This is a genomic window from Caballeronia sp. LZ029 (assembly GCF_031451275.1).
GTDB lineage: Bacteria > Pseudomonadota > Gammaproteobacteria > Burkholderiales > Burkholderiaceae > Caballeronia > Caballeronia jiangsuensis.
On record NZ_JARUXO010000004.1, the window covers coordinates 1,538,955 to 1,556,351 of the forward strand.

A 17,397-nucleotide genomic window follows, 5' to 3' on the forward strand; every position below is an offset into this window, starting at 1 on the left:
GGAATGAATTTGCTTCGGTGCGTGGCGCTTACAGCGGCGACACTTCGAACACGCAGTGATCGTGTCCTTCGGCGGCGCATTGCGTCTCGATCGACTTCGAGCGCGGGCCTTTCTTCGCGCTGTCGGGCGCGGTGTCGTTGACCCAGTCCATCGCGCCGGCGAACCAGCCCGCGAACATGTAGCAGAGCTTGCCCTCTTTGCCCGGCTGCTGGAGCACGAACGACGAGTGACGCAGATGGATGCGCGCATGCGATGTCGCCGGATCGGCTTCGACGATATCGAACAGGCCCCAGCCGCGCTGCGAAAGACGCTTCAGGTAATGCTCGAACACCGCCATGCCGCTGATGCCGTGCTTTTCCGCTTCTTTATCGCACCAGTGATACGCGGACTTGTAGCCGGCCTTGTAGAGAATCTCGGCATACGCTTCGCGGCCGAGCGCTTCCTCGACGGCGACATGATTGTTCGTGAAGAAATGGCGGGGCACGTAGAGCATCGGCAGCGCGTCGGTGGTCCAGACGCCGGTTTGCGCATCGACGTCGATAGGCAGTTGAGGTTGCATCGCAGGGTTCCTTTGTATTTGTCGTGAGAGTGATCAGACGTTCCAGACTTCGCCGAAGAAGCGCATCCAGTTCTCGCCCATCACCTTCTTGATGCGGGACTCGCTCCAGCCCGCCTTTTCCATCGCGGCGGTGAGATTCGGGAATTCGCCGATCGTGCGGATGCCTTCCGGATTCACGACCTTGCCGAAGTTCGTCAGGCGGCGATAGCGGCCCTTGTCGTGCGTGATCCAGTCGAAGAATTCGGTGCTGTAGCCTTGCGTGAAGTCGGTGCCGATGCCGACCTTGTCTTCGCCGATCACATCGATCGTGTATTCGATCGCTTCGAGATAATCCTCGACGGTCGCATCCGGGCCTTTCTTGAGGAACGGCGAGAACATCGTCACGCCGACGAAGCCGTTGGCATCGGCAATCTCTCTCAACTGCTCGTCGGTCTTGTTGCGCGGATGATCCTTGAGCCCCGACGGGCAGCAGTGCGAGTACGTGACGGGCTTCTTCGAGCAGGCGATCGCATCGGAGGAAGTCTTCGCGCCGACATGCGAGAGATCCACCATGATGCCCACGCGATTCATCTCATGAATCACTTCCTTGCCATAACCCGACAAGCCGCCGTCCGGCTCATAGCAACCCGTGCCGACGAGGTTCTGCGTGTTGTAGCAAAGCTGAACCACGTTCACGCCGAGTTCCTTGAACACTTCGATATAACCAAGGTTGTCCTCGAACGCATACGAGTTCTGAAAGCCGAAGATGATGCCGGTCTTGTTCTCCTTCTTCGCGCGCAGGATGTCGTCGGTGGTGCGCACGAGCGTGAGAATCTCGCTGTACTCGCGGATCTGCTGCTTCATTTCCGCGATGTTGTCGATGGTCTTCTGAAAGTCTTCCCACACCGACACGGTGCAGTTCACGGCGGTGACGCCGCCCTTCCTCATATCCTCGAACACGGAGCGCTCGAACTTCGAAATGTTCAGTCCGTCGATGATGATGCTGTCGTTGTGGAGGGTGCTCATCTGGGTGTGCTCCGCGTTGCCGGGTAGAGGGGGAAAGACGCAGGTCTGACGGGCTTTGCAGCGCCTGATCGATGCCTTCGTCGTTGCGTCTATTCTTGACTTTTGGCCTGCCGGTCAATTTATGAATTTAGACGTGTTCTTTACCTTTTCCGACATGCGCGTCTGTTTTCGACAAGTGGCGAATTGCGATTCGGTGTAGCGCATTTACCTAGGTGATTTGCTGCACTGCATCGGAACGATCATGCGCTTTAGCAGTGCGCGCCTTGTGGCGCGTGGCCCCGCGCCGGTGCGCACCCGCAGCGAAGCATGAGCCGCGCCTCGCATTGCTCAGGGTTTAGCCTGATGGCATGGTAGTTGCACTACCAACCAAAATTAAAAAAGTGGCGAAGCGCCGCACTGACGGCGCCAACAAATAGATTCCAAGGAATCAGTTCTCACATGTCCTCCGATCGCACGGCGTCGCTGTCACACTTCGCGTTCATGCCGCTTCCCAACTTCACGATGATCGCTTTCACCAACGCGATCGAAGTCCTGCGCATGGCGAACTATCTGACGGGGCAGCCGCTCTATCGATGGTCGATCGTGAGTCCCGAGGGCGGCCCTGTGACGGCGAGCAACGGCCTTTCCGTCGATACGGGTCCGGTGGAGTGCGTTGGACAGCCTGACATCGTGTTCGTGGTCGGCGGCATCGACGTGCAGCGCGCGACGACGCCCGCGCATCTATCAGCCTTGCGCCGCTTCGCGCGTACCGGCAGCGTGCTCGGCTCGCTCTGCACCGGCACCTATGCGCTTGCCCGCGCCGGTTTGCTCGCCGGTTATGCGTGCGCGATCCACTGGGAGAACATGTCGGCGCTCAAGGAAGAGTTTCCCGACACGCGCTTTCTCAAGGAGCTGTTCGTGATCGACCGCGATCGCGTGACGTGCACGGGCGGCGTCGCGCCGCTCGACATGATGCTCAATCTGATCGCCGCGCGCGTCGGGACGGCGCGGGTCACGCAGATTGCCGAGCAGTTCATCGTCGAACATGTGCGGGATACGAGCGCGCAGCAGCGCATGCCTTTGGTGGCACGGCTGGGATCGGCGAACAAGTCGCTCTTCGAAGTGATCTCGCTGATGGAGAACAATATCGAAGAGCCTTTATCGCGCGAAGAACTGGCGCGGCTCGCGAGGATGTCGCAACGGCAATTGCAGCGGCTATTTCGCGAGCATCTCGGCATGACGCCGACGCATTACTACCTGACTTTGCGTTTGCGCCGCGCGCGTGAATTGCTGCTGCAGACCGATATGTCGATCATGCATATCACGATGGCGTGCGGCTTCCAGTCGGCGTGCCATTTTTCGAAAAGCTATCGCGATGCTTTCGGCACGGCGCCGACGCGCGAACGGCGCAAGCAATTGCCGTCGCTGTCTTCCGTGCCGGCGATGGTGGCGTGAGCGCTCAGATCGACATGTGAAGGCGCGTTTCGCAGACTTCGCAGCCGCCGACTCTTTCCGTCCGGAACACGCCGTCCAGCGCGAAGCCGAGCGCTTTATAAAAGCGCAGGCCGTGCGCGTTTTCTTCCAGCGCCCAGAGCGTCATTTCCCGATAACCTTCGCTCGCCGCGGCGTTGATTGCTTCATCGATCAGCATTCGGCCCGCGCCCTTGCGCCAATGCGCCGGATCGATATAGACGGCTTCGATTTCGGCATCCGTTTTGCCTTTGTCGTGGTCGCGCGATGGTCCCCATGCTATCCAGCCCAGCATCACGTCGTCGCGTTCCGCTAGCATCACGCGGGGCGTGCCGCGGGCGATAAGATCGGTCCATAGCGCTCGACGCTTTGCGACGGAAAGGGAATCGAGGAATTCGGCGGGAAAGATCGAACGGTAGGCGGCCTGCCAAGCCTTGACGTGGATGCGCGCGATCTCCGCAGCGTCGGCGGGGCGCGCGAGGCGGAAGGAAAGCGCTGTGCGGAGATAATCGGCCTTCATGCGTCAAGTATGACGCCGATTTTTGGTTAGTGGTTGCCTGGGTTTCGATGGAATCCTGTTTTCGTGTCGGTCTACTAGCACTGCCCCTCCCCGGGGCGGGGGTCACTTTCTTTGCTGCTGCAAAGAAAGTAACCAAAGAAAGCAGCTTCTCATCGCCCGCGGTCACACGCACGTTGGCCATGCTTGCCAGCAGGAAGCGGCACTCGCCTAAGTGTCGCCCTCGAAGGACTTACCGGGCTTGGATCGCGCACGGTCTGCCGCCCGAGAGGTTTCAGCGCGCTGGTTCAGCACGAAAGAGCTTCGGCACAGCGCTACGCGCTGCCGTTGGGTATGCGAGGGAAACCATCTATAGGAGAGGCATCAGCAAAGAAGCGCACGCAAACTCAATTGACCCGTCGGCCGCGTAGCGGGCCGGAGCCATTTGGTGCTGAACCAGTGAAGCAAGCGGTACGATGTGACAGACCGTGCGCGAGCCAAGCCCGATTGTGCCTTTGGGGGCGACACTTAGGCGAGGGCCATCGGCGGCTGGCAAGCATGGCCAACGTGCGTGTGACCGCGGGCTTGAACGAGCTGCTTTCTTTGGTTACTTTCTTTGCAGCAGCAAAGAAAGTGACCCCCGCCCCGGGGAGGGGCAGTGCTAATAGACCGACACGAAACCGGGACACCCACCAAAAACCAAATCAATCGCCCGAAAACCCCAATTTACGCCGAGCCAACGGCCGTTCCAAACTCCACAAGCACCCAGCACCCCATCAAACCCGAAGGAAAACAACCCTCGTATGACTCAAACCGCATCGAACAAATCGCTCGCTGGCAAAACGGCTCTCGTCACCGGCTCGACGAGCGGCATCGGCCTCGCCATCGCCACGGCGCTCGCGCAAGCCGGCGCGAACCTCGTGCTCAACGGCTTCGGCGATATCGAAGGCGCCCTGAAGCAAATCGAAGCGACCGGCGTGAAGGCCGTGCATCATCCGGCCGACATGACGAAGCCCGATGAAATCGAAGCGATGCTCGCGTTCGCGAACGAAACCTTCGGCGCCGTCGATGTCCTCGTGAACAATGCCGGCATCCAGCATGTCGCGACCATCGACGAATTCCCGATCGACCGCTGGGATGCGATCATCGCCATCAATCTGAGCTCGGCGTTCCACACGATGCGCGTCGCGCTCCCTCAAATGCGCGCGCGCAACTGGGGCCGCGTGATCAACATCGCGTCGGTGCATGGGCTCGTCGGCTCGGCAGGCAAGTCCGCCTATGTCGCCGCCAAGCACGGCATTCTCGGGCTGACCAAAGTCGCCGCGCTCGAAAACGCCCGCACCGGCGTGACCGTCAACGCGATCTGCCCCGGCTTCGTGCTCACGCCGCTCGTGCAAAAGCAGATCGACGATCTCGCCGCCCGCGACTCGCTCACGCCCGATGCCGCCCGCGCGAAGCTGCTCGGCGACAAGCAGCCGTCCGCGCAGTTCGTGACCGCGCAGCAGATCGGCGACATGACCGTGTTCCTCTGCTCCGACGCCGCAAGCGAGATGCGCGGCTCGGCGCTGCAAATCGATGGCGGATGGAGCGCGCAGTAAGCGGCGTACGCCTATCGGCGTCATTCCGCCGCACTTGAGCGTTTTACTCGGAATCCCCTAAAGAACGTGGGGCCTTTAGCCGTTATGTCCTTGTAATCAGACGCGCGCCCCCTTCCAAAGACGGCGCGCGAATCGGCAGAAGCAAGGACATCATGCGCAATAACCAGCCCGTCACCCAGCAAGCGTTCGAATTTCCCGCGTCGGAGATGCTCGTCTCCGCCACCGATCTCTCCGGCAACATCCAGTACTGCAATCCGGCGTTCGTGTCGGTGTCCGGCTTCTCGCGCGAGGAGCTGATCGGTCAGCCGCACAACATCATCCGTCATCCCGACATGCCGCGCGAAGCCTTCGCCGATCTCTGGGCGACCGTCCGCGCCGGCCGCTCGTGGACCGCGCTCGTCAAGAATCGCCGCAAGAACGGCGATCACTACTGGGTGCGCGCGAACGTCACGCCGGTGATGGAGCACGGCAAGGTCGTCGGTTATCTGTCCGTGCGCGTGAAGCCGACGCGCGAGGAAGTGCGCGACGCCACCGCGCTCTATGCGCAAATGAAAGCCGGCAACGCGTCGCACAGGCTCGTGCGCGGCGCGCTCGTGAAGCAGGGCATCGCCGGCAAGCTCGCGGCGATCGCGAACATGCCCGTCAGCGCGCGTCTGGGCACCGCGTTCGCGGCGGTGCCCGTCGCCACATCGATCGCGGCGCTGGCCGGATGGCGCGGCGCGCCGCCGCTGCCCTTCTGGATCGCGCTGGGCGTGGGCTCGGTGGCGAGCTTCGCGGGCTGGCTCGCGCTGTCGCGTCAGGTCGATGCACCCGTGCGCACGATGTCCGGCTTCGCCGCGCGCATGGCAGCAGGCGATCTGACCGCCGACATGCCCGATGCGCGCCACGACGATCTCGGCGACGTGCAGCGCGCGCTCGGCCAGTTGAAGGCGAATCTCGCGGCGATCGTCTTCGATGTGCGCGGCCAGATCGGCGGCATGCTCGACGCCGCCAACGAGATTTCCAGCGGCAACACGGACCTGTCGCGCCGCACGGAAATGCAGGCGGCGTCGCTAGAACAGACCGCCGCGACGATGGATCAACTCACCACCACCGTGCAAGGCAACGCCGACGCCACCGTGCGCGCCCTCGAACTCGTCAGGGAAGCGCAGGCCGCGGCGGACGACGGCGGGCGCATCGCGAGTCAGGTCGAGCAGACGATGGCGGGCATCACGGCCGCGTCGCGGCGCATCGCGGACATCACCGATGTCATCGACGGCATCGCGTTCCAGACCAATATCCTCGCGCTGAACGCGGCCGTCGAGGCGGCGCGCGCGGGCGAGGCGGGCCGCTCGTTCGCGGTCGTCGCCACCGAAGTGCGCAATCTGGCGCAGCGCTGCGCGGCATCGGCGAAGGAAATCGAAGGCGTGGTGGCGACGAGCGTCGCGCAGATCGAGGAAGGCACGAGCCTAGTCACGCGCACGACGAGCCAGATGCGCGCCATCGACGAAGCGGTCAACCGCGTATCGACGATCATCATGGAAGTGGCGAAGGCGAGCGGCGAGCAGGCCGAGGGCATCGCGCAGGTGAATCAGGCGGTCGCGCATCTCGACGATTCGACCCAGCAGAACGCCGCGCTCGTCGAACAGGCGGCGGCCACCGCGCAGCGCCTCGCGGAACGCGCCGTGGTGCTCGACGAAGCCGTGCGGCTCTTCACGGTCGCGAAAGCTTGAGATCGGGCAGCGTCGAAAAGCGCATCGCTTGGTACTATCGGGACATTGCCAACGAGGAGTGTGTCCGATGACCGCTGAGAACAATCGCGCGGAAGAAGCGCGAGCGATGGAACGTATCGTCAACGCGACGCGTCAGGTTCAGTCCGCTTTCCTGTCGCTGCAAAAGCACTTTCCGCCCGAAGGCGACGCCCGTCCGTCGCAGATGGCGCTGCAGACTTTCGATGCCGCGCTTCAGGAGCTCGAAGACGCGCAAGCCGCCTTCGACACCATGCTCAACGATCTGTTCGACGGCAACCGCTAGGCGCGTCGTCACGTTCAGGCATTACGCAATTCCGGCACGTCCTCGCTCGGGCCGCTCAGCGCGGCCTCGCCGGTCGTGTCGGTCAGACCTGCCCACGGCACGCCGTCGCCGGACTGGCGGCGGGCGGCCGCCACGCAGGCCTCGACCAGCTCCCGGAACGACACCGCCGCCGAACTCGTGCGCACCAGCACTTCGCCTTGCAGCGGGCTTTCGGGGAACACCAGCCCGACGATCAGCTCGGCCGATGACGCCCGCTGATGCAGGCGCCGCAACAGGTTGCGCAGATACGGCGGCGACTCGGCCGCATCGAACGACACCACGCAAATGATCGTCACGCCCGCGAGATCGACTTCGCTGAAGCGTCCGCGCGAGAAGCGCTCGTAGCCCGCGAGATCCGCGTACAGGCCGTGCTTGCGAAAAAGCTGCACGGCGATGGTCGCCGCGAGATCGTCGAGCTCGCTTCTCCCCGCGATGCATAGCACCGACGCCGTGTGGCCTTCCTTCTGCGCATCGAAGCGCGCGGGCGGCGTCTCGTGGACCACGCCAGGCGTGTCGTCGGGAGAATCGAGGCTCGCGGGCGGCCCTTCCTTGCGCTCGACGGTCACGGCGATATCGTCGGCGTCTTCCAGTCCTTCGATGATGTCGAGCGCGGATTCGTTGATGCGCCTCAACTGTTCCGCCGTCACGACGCCGCGCAGCACGTCGTTGTGGGCGTAGCGCAGGCCTTCCAGCGCGACTTCGTCGTAATACGCGATCAGCGAACGCTCCTTGAGCAGCGTCTCGGCCTGCACGAGCGCTTCGTCCGGATCGTTCGCGAGCAGGCGCTGATAGAAGTTCTCGGCGGGCGTGAGCGCGGGCCGGTCGCCGAACAGCACGTCGAGAAATTCGAGGCGATCGACATGACGGCCCAGAATCACGAGGCACAAGGTGAGCGGCGTCGAGAGCACGAGGCCGATCGGCCCCCAGATCCAGCTCCAGAAGATCGCCGCGACGATCACGGCGAACGGCGAAAGCCCCGTGCTGTGCCCGTAAAGGAGCGGCTCGACGACCTGACCCGCGAGGATATCGGTGACGCCGAAGAGGATGACGGTCCACACGAGCATCGCCCAGCCCGGACCGACCGCCGCCGCGAACACGACCGCGACGATCGCCGCGATCCACGTGCCGACGTAGGGCACGAAGCGCAGCAGCGCGGTCATCACGCCGAACAGGAGCGCGCCCGGCACGCCGATGATCGCAAGCCCGATCGCGATGATGATGCCCACGCCCGCATTGATGCCGAGCTGCGCGAGGAAGTAGCGCGACAGACGCCGCGCGGCCTCGTCCATCGCGGTAGTGGCGCGATGCAGATCGCGCGAGCCGAAAAGCCGTATCAGCCGGTCGCGCAGATCCTCTCGCTGCAAAAGGATGAACACCGCGACGACGAGCACGATGCCCGTGGTTTCCAGCGGACTGACGATCGGCGACAGAAAGCGCTGCGCCAGTTCCAGCGGCGTCGGCGTGGGCTCGTGGACTTCGACGGGCATCGGCTGATCGATCGGCGATGAGGTCGGGTTGTCCTCCTTCTTCTGCTCCTGCTCGCGGGCGGCGGGCGAAAGCCGCTTCAACGCACGCGACGCGCGGCCGAGAAATTCATCGGCACGGCCGACCGTCACGCGCTGCACGGAATCGATCTTGCGTTCGACCGCGACCTGATATTTCGGCAGATCGCCCGCGAGCTGCGCGACCTGCGCGCCGATCAGCGCGCCGACAGCGGTCAGCACGGATAGCGCGATCAACACCGCCACGATCACCGACGGCACCTGACCGAGCCGCAGCCGCCGCAGGAGATCGACGAAAGGCGCGAGCAGAAAGCTCAGCAGAATCGCGAGGATGATCGGGATCATCACCGCGCGGCCGAAGTACAGCGCGCAAATGATGATGACGCCCGTCACCAGCGACGCCAGCGCGCGCACGCCGGGCGCTTCGGGCGGCAGGATCTTCGCGGGTGGCCGGCGCGGCACGGGTGCTTGCGGCATGGGGATTGGCTCGCTTTCTATAGGAAGTCCGGCGGCGCACGACTGTGCGGAGCGTGCAACGATCAAGCAAGGCGCATGCCGTAGTGGCAGCGCCCGTCGCCATTGAGGTGAGTCTATGCGGGAGCCGAATTCTACTGCAATCGCTTCAACGGTGAGGCGATACGGGAACGGTGCGGGTCCGCGCCGTGCTCTATCGGGATGATCGGAACAATCAGTTGGATGCGCGAACCGCGCGCATGCGACATTGGCTTTTCGCCGCCGCTCTTGGACAAGGACATCATGGCAGTCGATTCACCCTGCATCAGCATCTGCAAGTTCGACGAGAAGACTGGTCTGTGTATCGGCTGTCTGCGCACGAAGGACGAATGCAAACAATGGAAGAAAATGAAGGACAAGCATCGCGCGCGCATCATCGACGAAAGGCCCAGGCGCCGGGCCAGGCTCAAGAAGCACCGGAAGTAGGCATCGCGAAAGAACAAAGGCTGGACTGGTCGGCGAAAGGGTGATGGCGCGTTTCGTCCCGCGCGCGGACTACACTGAATGTGACTTTGCAGGGAGTCGACCATGAAAGTGACTTGTGCCGCATTCGTTTTCGCATCCGCCTTTGCCGCCACATCGGCGTTCGCGCAGTTGCATCCGAGCGTCGAGACCGACATGTACGCGCCGCAGAACAGCACGAAGCTCATGCCGAACGCGCCGCTCGGCAGTCAATATCCGACGCACGGCAACGCGCAGGCGGGCGAGCTCAATCTCAATCCGAGCGATCCGCGCGCGCAGCTCGTCAACGGTCTTCCGAACAACGCCAACAGTGGCGGCTACGGCTCACCGCTCGCGGGCAACAAGGCGAACGTGCCGCGCGGCGAATAGATCCCGCGTGAGCGAAGCAACGAAACTCGCGATCACCATTCTCGTTTCGAGAATGGTGATTTGAATTCCGCCGCTATTCTCCTTCTCACGGCAAAAACCGATACTTGATTCAGAGGACGGGACTTCTCCCGGCCGCCAACCGAATCAGGGAATCTGCCGTGAAGATCTACTACCATCCGCTGTCCGGGCATGCGCACCGTGCGCGTCTCTTTCTGAATCTGCTCGGAATCGATCACGAAGCAGAATTCGTCGATCTCGCGGCCGCCGCGCACAAGACGCCCGAGTACCTCAAGCTGAATCGCTTCGGACAGATTCCCGTGCTTATCGACGGCGATGCGGTCATCGCCGATTCGAACGCGATCCTCGTCTATCTCGCGAAGAAGGCCGGCGCGACGACATGGCTGCCCGACACGCCCGCCGAAGCCGCCGCAGTGCAGCGCTGGCTCTCGGTCGCGGCCGGTCAGATCGCGTTCGGACCCGGCGCGGCGCGTCTCATCACCGTGTTCGGCGCGACATTCAACGCGGAGGAAGTCATCGCCCGCGCGCACGCCGTGCTCAAGGTGATCGATGCGGAACTGGCGCAGCGCGACTGGATCGCGGATACCGGCGCCGCGCATCCGACCATCGCGGATATCGCGCTCTACAGCTATATCTCGAGCGCGCCCGAAGGCAACGTCGATATCTCCGGCTACGCGAACGTGAACGCGTGGCTCGCGCGCGTCGAAGCGTTGCCCGGCTTCGTGCCGTTCCAAAAGACAGCCGCGGGTCTCGCGGCGTAAAGTTAGCGCGGCGGCTTCCGCCGCCGCGCCTGAATCGAAGAGGCATACGATCATGTCCGCTTCCGCGCTCGCCGATGTTCCAAAAGTCGCCACGCCCTCGCCGTGGCATCCCGGCGAAATCGCCATCCAGAAGGCTTTCGGCGTCGATGAGCGCATGGACGGCGTCGGGCGGCGCGTCGTGCGCGATCACATGCCGGATCAGCATCGCCAGTTCTTCGCGCAGTTGCCGTTCATCGTGGCGGGCGCGGTCGATGAACACGGCGATCCGTGGGCGACGCTGCTCGCCGGGCGTCCCGGCTTCATGCGCACGCCGGATTCGAAAACCCTGTCGATGAGCCCCGCGCGCGATCCGCTCGATCCCGCCGACGCCGGCATGAACGACGGCGCGTCGATCGGCCTGCTCGGCATCGAGATGCACACGCGCCGCCGCAACCGCATGAACGGCGTGATTCGTCGCGATGGCGCGAACGTCGAATTCGACGTGGCCGTCGAGCAGAGCTACGGCAATTGCCCGCAATACATCCAGTTGCGCGATTTCGAATTCGTGCGCGATCCGACCGTGCCCTCGTCCGTGCAGCCGGTCATGCTCGACGCGCTTTCGCCGCGCGCCAAGGCGATGATCACGGGCGCGGACACGTTCTTCGTCGCGTCGTATTTCGATCGCGAGGACGGGCATCGGCAAGTGGACGTGTCGCATCGCGGCGGCAAGCCGGGCTTCGTGCGCCTCGCGGACGACGGCACGCTCACGATCCCGGATTTCGCGGGCAATCTCTTCTTCAACACGCTCGGCAACATCCTCGTGAACGGCCGCGCGGGGCTCGTGTTCGCGGACTTCGACACCGGCGACGTGCTGCAACTCGCGGGCAACGCCGAAGTGCTGCTCGATTCCCGGGAAACCGCCGCGTTCCAGGGCGCGGAACGGCTGTGGCGCTTCACGCCGCGCCGCATCGTGTATCGCGCGGGCGCGCTGCCGCTGCGGTGGAAGGCGCGTAGCGAAGGCGCGTCGCCCAATTCGCTGATGACCGGCGACTGGGATCAGGTGGCCGAGCGCCTCAAGGCCGCCGCGCTCGCGAACGTATGGCGGACGTTCCGCGTGAGCAAGATCGTCGATGAAAGCGATGCGATCCGCTCCTTCCATCTCGAACCGGCCGATGGCGCGGGCATCGTTCCGCACAAGGCCGGCCAGCATCTGCCGATACGCGTCACGCTGCCGGGCGATGCGAAGCCGCTGATTCGCACGTACACGCTGTCGGTCGCGCCATCGGACGGGCTGTATCGCATCAGCGTGAAGCGCGACGGACGCGTATCGGCGCATCTGCACGACACGCTGAAGGTCGGCGACGCGATCGAAGCGCGCGCGCCCGCCGGCGACTTCACGATCGATGCGCTGGAGCGTCGCCCGGCCGTGCTGATGGCGGCGGGCGTCGGCATCACGCCGATGCTCGCGATGCTCCGGCACGTGGTTTATGAAGGCCTGAGAAAGCGCCGCGTTCGTCCGGTGTGGATGATCGTGTCGTCGCATTCGCTCGCGAGCCGCGCGTTCGCGCAGGAAATCGATGCGCTCGAGCAAAGCGCGGGCGGCGCGGTGAACGTGATCCGCGTGCTGAGCGATACGAACGGCGCGCGGCTCGGGCGCGATTACGATGCATCGGGGCGCATCGACATCGATCTGCTGACGAGCCGCCTGCCTTTCAACGACTACGACTTCTATCTGTGCGGTCCGGGCACGTTCATGCAGTCGATCTACGACGGCCTGCGCGCGCTCAACGTTTCCGACGGACGCATTCACGCGGAGGCGTTCGGCCCTTCGGCGCTGAAGCGCACAGCGGATCGCGGCGCCGACGTGAAGCCGATGCGCCCCGCCGCGACCGAGCCGATGAAGATCGAATTCCTCAAGTCGGGAACGAGCGCGCAATGGAAACCCGGCAGCGGCACCTTGCTGGAACTGGCCGAAGCGAGCGGCCTTTCGCCGGAGTTCAACTGCCGGGGCGGCACGTGCGGCACGTGCAGGACGCGCATCGCGCAGGGCGCGGTGTCGTATGAAAGCGAGCCGGCTTTCCATGTCGGCGACGACGAAGCGCTGATCTGTTGCGCAGTGCCCGCCGCGGACGAGGGCGGCAAGCTGGAACTCGATCTTTGATTCCTGTGTGAAGCGGTCGTGGATTGTGCCCCGCGCATATATCCCCGAGAATGCACGGCATCCTTCATGCTTGCATGCCTCGGGCTCTCCCATGGACCGTATACAGGCAATGACGACCTTCGTCACGGTGGTCGAAACCGGTGGCTTCGCATCGGCGGCGCGCAAGCTCGATGTCTCGCCGTCGGTCGTGAGCCGCGTCGTGACGGAGCTCGAAGAGCATCTCGGCGTGCGCCTGCTCACGCGCACGACGCGCGTCGTGCGTCTCACCGACGCCGGCAGCGGCTATTTCGAGGACTGCCGGCGCATTCTCGGCGAGATCGATACCGCCGAGCTTTCCGCGACGGGCACGCATTCGTCGCCGCGCGGCCTGCTCTCGATCACCGCGCCGGTGATGTTCGGCCGGCTGCACGTCACGCCGGTCGTGCTCGACTATCTGCGCCGTTATCCCGAAGCCGACGCGAGCTGCTGGTTCGTCGATCGAGTCGTGAATCTCGTCGATGAGGGCATCGACGTGGCGGTGCGCATCGCGCAATTGCCGGATTCCTCGCTGCAGGCGATCAACGTCGGACGCGTGCGGCGCGTGCTGTGCGCGTCGCCCGCCTATCTCGAAGCGCACGGCACGCCGCGTCATCCCGACGATCTCGCGGAGCATGTGATCATCGCGTCGACGGGTTCGTCGTCGTCGCCGGAATGGCGCCTTCAGGACGGCGAGCGGCAGTTTCTCGTGCGCGCTCATCCGCGAATCTCGACGACCACCAACGATTCCGCGATTGCCGCCGCGCTCGCGGATTTCGGCATCGCGCGGCTCATGTCGTATCAGGTCGCGCAGGATGTCAGCGAAGGGCGTCTCGTGATCGTGCTGCCCGAATTCGAGCCGCCGCCCTTGCCGATCCATCTCGTGCATCGCGAAGGACGCCATGTCACGCAGAAGGTGCGCGCGTTCCTCGATCTCGCCGTGTCGACGCTGCGAGCGGACGACTCGTTGCGCTGAAGCGCGCTAAACATACGCGCCGCGAGTGACATTTCGTCCATCGTCCGGCGAATCGAACGGGCGTTAGCACGACTGCCGTGCAAAGTAGCGGCAAAACATGCAACATAGCTGTCTCGAACGATCGCACCGATCGGCGCGCTTTCGGCTTTTCTGAACCTTTACCGGCTCACGCACCATGACGAATCCAACTGCTCCCTCGAATGAACGCCCGCTCGACATGATCATCTTCGGCGGCGGCGGAGACCTGGCGGCGCGCAAGCTGCTGCCCGCGCTCTACATGGCGCACATGCACTGCAACCTGCCCGCCGACACGCGCATTCTCGCGATCGGCCGCAAGGACTGGGCGCGCGAGGATTACCTCAAGAATTTCATGGAAGAACAGGCGCGTCCGTTCATCGACGCGAAAGCGTTCGACGCGCAGTCGTGGGACAAATTTCTCGCGCTCTTCGACTATGTGCGCGTCGACGTCGAGAATCCCGGCGACTTCCAGCGTCTCGCGCAGGCCGTGCGTCCGGGCTCGCAGCGCGTGCTTTATCTGTCGACGTCGCCGGAGCTTTTCGTGACCATCTGCGAGAACCTCGACAACGCCGGCATTCTCGACGAGCACGCGCGCGTCGTGCTGGAAAAGCCGCTCGGCCACGATCTCGCCTCCGCGCGTGCGATCAACGACGCCGTCGGCAAGCATTTCAAGGAAGAGCAGATCTATCGCATCGACCATTATCTCGGCAAGGAAACCGTGCAGAACCTGATGGTGCTGCGCTTCGGCAATGCGATCTTCGGGCCGCTGTGGCAGGCGCCTTACATCAAGAGCGTGCAGATCACGGTGTCGGAGACGGTCGGCGTGGGCAGCCGCGCGGGCTTCTACGATCACACCGGCGCATTGCGCGACATGGTGCAGAACCACTTGCTGCAACTGCTGTGCATCGTCGCGATGGAGCCGCCGGTATCCCTCGATCCGGACGCCGTGCGCGACGAAAAGCTGAAGGTGCTGAAATCGCTGCGGCCGATGACCGTCGCCGATACCGCACGCGACACCGTGCGCGGCCAGTACACGGCGGGCGCGGTGGGCGGCGAGGCGGTGAAGGGTTATCTCGAAGAACAGAACGTGCCTCCCGACAGCCGCGCGGAGACGTTCGTCGCCGTGCGCGCGCATATCAACAACTGGCGCTGGGCGAATGTGCCGTTTTTCCTGCGCACCGGTAAGCGCATGCAGAATCGCCGCTCGGAGATCGTCATCGATTTCGCGGATCTGCCGTTCTCGATCATCCCGGATGGTCCGCGTCACTACGGCAACCGGCTGACGATCACGTTGCAGCCGGAAGAGTCGATCCAGTTGCAGATGATGGCGAAGGAGCCGGGCAGCGGCATGCACATGCAGCCGGTCACGCTCAATCTCGATCTGCAACAGGCCATGACGCAACGCCGCGCCGAGGCCTACGAGCGTTTGTTGATCGACGTGATTCGCGGCAGGCTCACGCACTTCATGCGTCGCGATGAACTGGAAGCGGCGTGGACGTGGGTCGAGCCGATTCTCAACGGCTGGAAGGAACTGGGCGACCGGCCGCGCGGGTATACGGCGGGGACGTTCGGACCGGCGGCGTCGAGTGCGTTGATGGCGCGGGAGAATCAGGCCTGGGCGGAAGAGGCTTAAGGCATCGCGCGATGCGGTGACGTTCGCTCACCGCATCGCGACGTGCGACGTCCGTCTCGCGGCCCACGCCGCGCCTAACGCCATCACCCCCGACAACACCACGATCCCGCCCAGAATCCCCACGAGCCTCATCAGCGCCGGCATCGGGTCCGACGACCAGTGATGGTCCTGCACGAACACCATGATGAACGCGATGCTGAACTGCCGGCCGACATAGCTCGCGCCTTGCGTGCCCGTCTGCACGTGACAGCCGATCCACACGCCCGCGCACAGCGCCGCCATGCAGGCGAGCGCGTTATCGCCCAGTAACGGCAGAAGCGCGAGGCTCACCGCGCCCGCCAGCAGGCAGCCGATGAAGCGCTGGATCATGCGCTCGGCGATCGGCTTGTGCGTCGGCTTGCCGAGCGCCGATGCGGGCAGAATCAGCACGGCGACCGCCGTCACCATCGCCTGCGCGAAGCCGGACAGATTCCATGTGTACGCGAGCGACGCCAGGATCATCACCGACCACGCGCTCTGCCACGCGAGGCGCTTGCGCATCGCGAGCGCGATCTGCTCCGCGCGCGCGATGTGCGTCGCATCGAGCGCCTGCACGGCCTGCGCCGCATCGGACGGAATGACGGTGACGGCCTGCGCGTTGACGCCATCGACACGATCGACCGTGGATGCCGCCTGCGCGCGCGGCACCGGCGGCGCGCCCCGCGACTTGCGATAGTGCTGCACGCCCGCATGAAAGAGCGCCGACACGGCCACGCACGCCACCGTCCCGACCACCACTTCCGCGACCCGCAACAGCGCGAACGACGCCGTCGCCGCTGCGGAGACGAGCCGATGCGCCTCGAACGTCACCATCAACGCCGTCACCGCGCCCAGCACCCACGCGTAGCCCGCATCCGACACGAGCGCGCGATACACCGACACGCCCACGATCACGCCGAGGAACGGCACGAAGATCCACAGCATGTCGCCGATCGTCGCGCCCGCCACCGCGCCGATGATCGCGCCCGCGACCGTGCCGACCACGCGCTGCACGCCGCGCTGCGCGCACGCGGAGAACTTCGACTGCATCACCGCGAAGCCGCTGATCGCCGCCCACCAGATGTTGCTCAGGTGGAACGCATAGGCGAGCGCCACGGCGAGCCCGACGGACAGCATCGCCTGCGTGGCGAAGAGCGCGCGGGCGGGCGTCGGTCTGATCGCGATGAGTTCGCGCCCGAGCGCGGCAAACGCATCGCCGACGATGTGGACGAATGCGCCCACGGCTGCGGCGCTTTCGGGCGGGATCGTGCGGGCGCTGCGGGAGGAATCGTCGGTCGGCATCGTTCTGGTGATATCGGGCTCTGGTTTGAGCGTAGCCGCCGATCGTCCAGATGCAAAGCCGAACCGCACGAGATGCGGCAAATCCGCTACACGAGCTGCGAAAGTGCGAACAGCGCGATGCGGTTGTAGAACGCGTGAACGGTCGTCATGATCCAGAATGGCGAGGCGCCAGCGCGGCCGCATTGAGGCGATTCTGGATCGGCCCGTGGTCAAGGGCTTTCGAGAGCCGGGCGTGAACCCTGCCGCATGGCGTGACAATCTCGACAAGCTGCTGGCCGCGCCCAAGAAAGCGAAGCGCGTGCGCAATCATCCGGCGCTGGCGATCGACGCCATGCCCGCATTCATCGCCGGGCTGCGCACGGTCGAGGGCATCGGCGCGCGCCGTCTGGAGTTCGCAATCCTAACGGCGGCGCGATCCGGCGATGCGCGCGGTGCGACGTTCGCCGAGATCGACAGGCGGCGGCTATCTGGTCGATACCGCCCGAACGCATGAAGGCGAAGAAGGAACACC

General features: G+C 64.3%; 16 protein-coding genes. 11 read left to right on the top strand and 5 right to left on the bottom strand.

The genetic code is table 11. From position 1 onward, the window contains the following. Positions 1–28: 28 nt before the first annotated feature. Together QCE73_RS32990 and QCE73_RS32995 are read right to left on the bottom strand one after the other, a co-directional pair. Positions 29–559: a DUF5943 domain-containing protein gene (locus tag QCE73_RS32990; protein ID WP_035502857.1), complete on the bottom strand. Its 531-nt coding sequence runs from the start codon at positions 557–559 to the stop codon at positions 29–31. Positions 560–592: 33 nt separating this feature from the next. Further along, on the bottom strand, positions 593–1,564 hold the full coding sequence (locus tag QCE73_RS32995; RefSeq protein WP_035502855.1) for a dipeptidase: 972 nt from the start codon (positions 1,562–1,564) through the stop codon (positions 593–595). A 438-nt stretch (positions 1,565–2,002) separates the two neighbouring features. On the opposite strand from QCE73_RS32995, the gene QCE73_RS33000 reads away from it, so the two are divergent. After that, on the top strand, positions 2,003–2,998 hold the full coding sequence (locus QCE73_RS33000; protein WP_035502854.1) for a GlxA family transcriptional regulator: 996 nt from the start codon (positions 2,003–2,005) through the stop codon (positions 2,996–2,998). A 4-nt stretch (positions 2,999–3,002) separates the two neighbouring features. Here the strand turns inward: QCE73_RS33000 and QCE73_RS33005 are convergent, their stop codons facing one another. Then, positions 3,003–3,533 (bottom strand): GNAT family N-acetyltransferase, encoded by a 531-nt coding sequence (locus QCE73_RS33005; RefSeq protein ID WP_187605441.1) that lies wholly within the window; start codon positions 3,531–3,533, stop codon positions 3,003–3,005. A 779-nt stretch (positions 3,534–4,312) separates the two neighbouring features. On the opposite strand from QCE73_RS33005, the gene QCE73_RS33010 reads away from it, so the two are divergent. The 3 genes from QCE73_RS33010 (at position 4,313) to QCE73_RS33020 (ending at position 7,120) form a co-directional block, all read left to right on the top strand. After that, positions 4,313–5,107, top strand: a complete 795-nt coding sequence (locus QCE73_RS33010) for a 3-hydroxybutyrate dehydrogenase (protein ID WP_309885172.1) — start codon at positions 4,313–4,315, stop codon at positions 5,105–5,107. A 152-nt stretch (positions 5,108–5,259) separates the two neighbouring features. Further along, complete coding sequence (locus QCE73_RS33015) at positions 5,260–6,819, top strand: methyl-accepting chemotaxis protein (protein ID WP_309885173.1); 1,560 nt, start codon at positions 5,260–5,262, stop codon at positions 6,817–6,819. Between the two features lie 67 nt (positions 6,820–6,886). Next, on the top strand, positions 6,887–7,120 hold the full coding sequence (locus tag QCE73_RS33020; RefSeq protein WP_035502848.1) for a hypothetical protein: 234 nt from the start codon (positions 6,887–6,889) through the stop codon (positions 7,118–7,120). Positions 7,121–7,134: 14 nt separating this feature from the next. Here the strand turns inward: QCE73_RS33020 and QCE73_RS33025 are convergent, their stop codons facing one another. Further along, on the bottom strand, positions 7,135–9,138 hold the full coding sequence (locus QCE73_RS33025; RefSeq protein WP_035502846.1) for an AI-2E family transporter: 2,004 nt from the start codon (positions 9,136–9,138) through the stop codon (positions 7,135–7,137). 279 nt (positions 9,139–9,417) lie between these two features. On the opposite strand from QCE73_RS33025, the gene QCE73_RS33030 reads away from it, so the two are divergent. From QCE73_RS33030 to zwf, 6 genes are all read left to right on the top strand, one after another. Continuing rightward, the gene (locus QCE73_RS33030) at positions 9,418–9,600 is read left to right on the top strand and encodes a DUF1289 domain-containing protein (protein WP_309885303.1); all 183 of its coding nucleotides are present in this window, start codon (positions 9,418–9,420) and stop codon (positions 9,598–9,600) included. A gap of 102 nt (positions 9,601–9,702) precedes the next feature. Continuing rightward, positions 9,703–10,005, top strand: a complete 303-nt coding sequence (locus QCE73_RS33035) for a hypothetical protein (protein WP_035502845.1) — start codon at positions 9,703–9,705, stop codon at positions 10,003–10,005. 158 nt (positions 10,006–10,163) lie between these two features. Next, on the top strand, positions 10,164–10,784 hold the full coding sequence (locus QCE73_RS33040; protein ID WP_309885174.1) for a glutathione S-transferase: 621 nt from the start codon (positions 10,164–10,166) through the stop codon (positions 10,782–10,784). 52 nt (positions 10,785–10,836) lie between these two features. After that, a complete protein-coding gene (locus tag QCE73_RS33045) occupies positions 10,837–12,924 on the top strand; it encodes a pyridoxamine 5'-phosphate oxidase family protein (RefSeq protein ID WP_309885175.1) in 2,088 nt (695 codons plus the stop codon). 91 nt (positions 12,925–13,015) lie between these two features. Then, positions 13,016–13,915: a LysR family transcriptional regulator gene (locus QCE73_RS33050; protein WP_035502838.1), complete on the top strand. Its 900-nt coding sequence runs from the start codon at positions 13,016–13,018 to the stop codon at positions 13,913–13,915. A gap of 175 nt (positions 13,916–14,090) precedes the next feature. Next, positions 14,091–15,566, top strand: a complete 1,476-nt coding sequence (gene zwf / locus QCE73_RS33055; RefSeq protein WP_309885176.1) for a glucose-6-phosphate dehydrogenase — start codon at positions 14,091–14,093, stop codon at positions 15,564–15,566. Positions 15,567–15,593: 27 nt separating this feature from the next. On the opposite strand, the gene QCE73_RS33060 is transcribed toward zwf, so the two are convergent. Then, the gene (locus tag QCE73_RS33060; protein WP_309885177.1) at positions 15,594–16,886 is read right to left on the bottom strand and encodes an FUSC family protein; all 1,293 of its coding nucleotides are present in this window, start codon (positions 16,884–16,886) and stop codon (positions 15,594–15,596) included. A gap of 157 nt (positions 16,887–17,043) precedes the next feature. On the opposite strand from QCE73_RS33060, the gene QCE73_RS33065 reads away from it, so the two are divergent. After that, positions 17,044–17,379, top strand: coding sequence for a hypothetical protein (locus QCE73_RS33065; protein WP_309885178.1), 336 nt, complete (start codon positions 17,044–17,046; stop codon positions 17,377–17,379). Positions 17,380–17,397 lie beyond the last annotated feature (18 nt).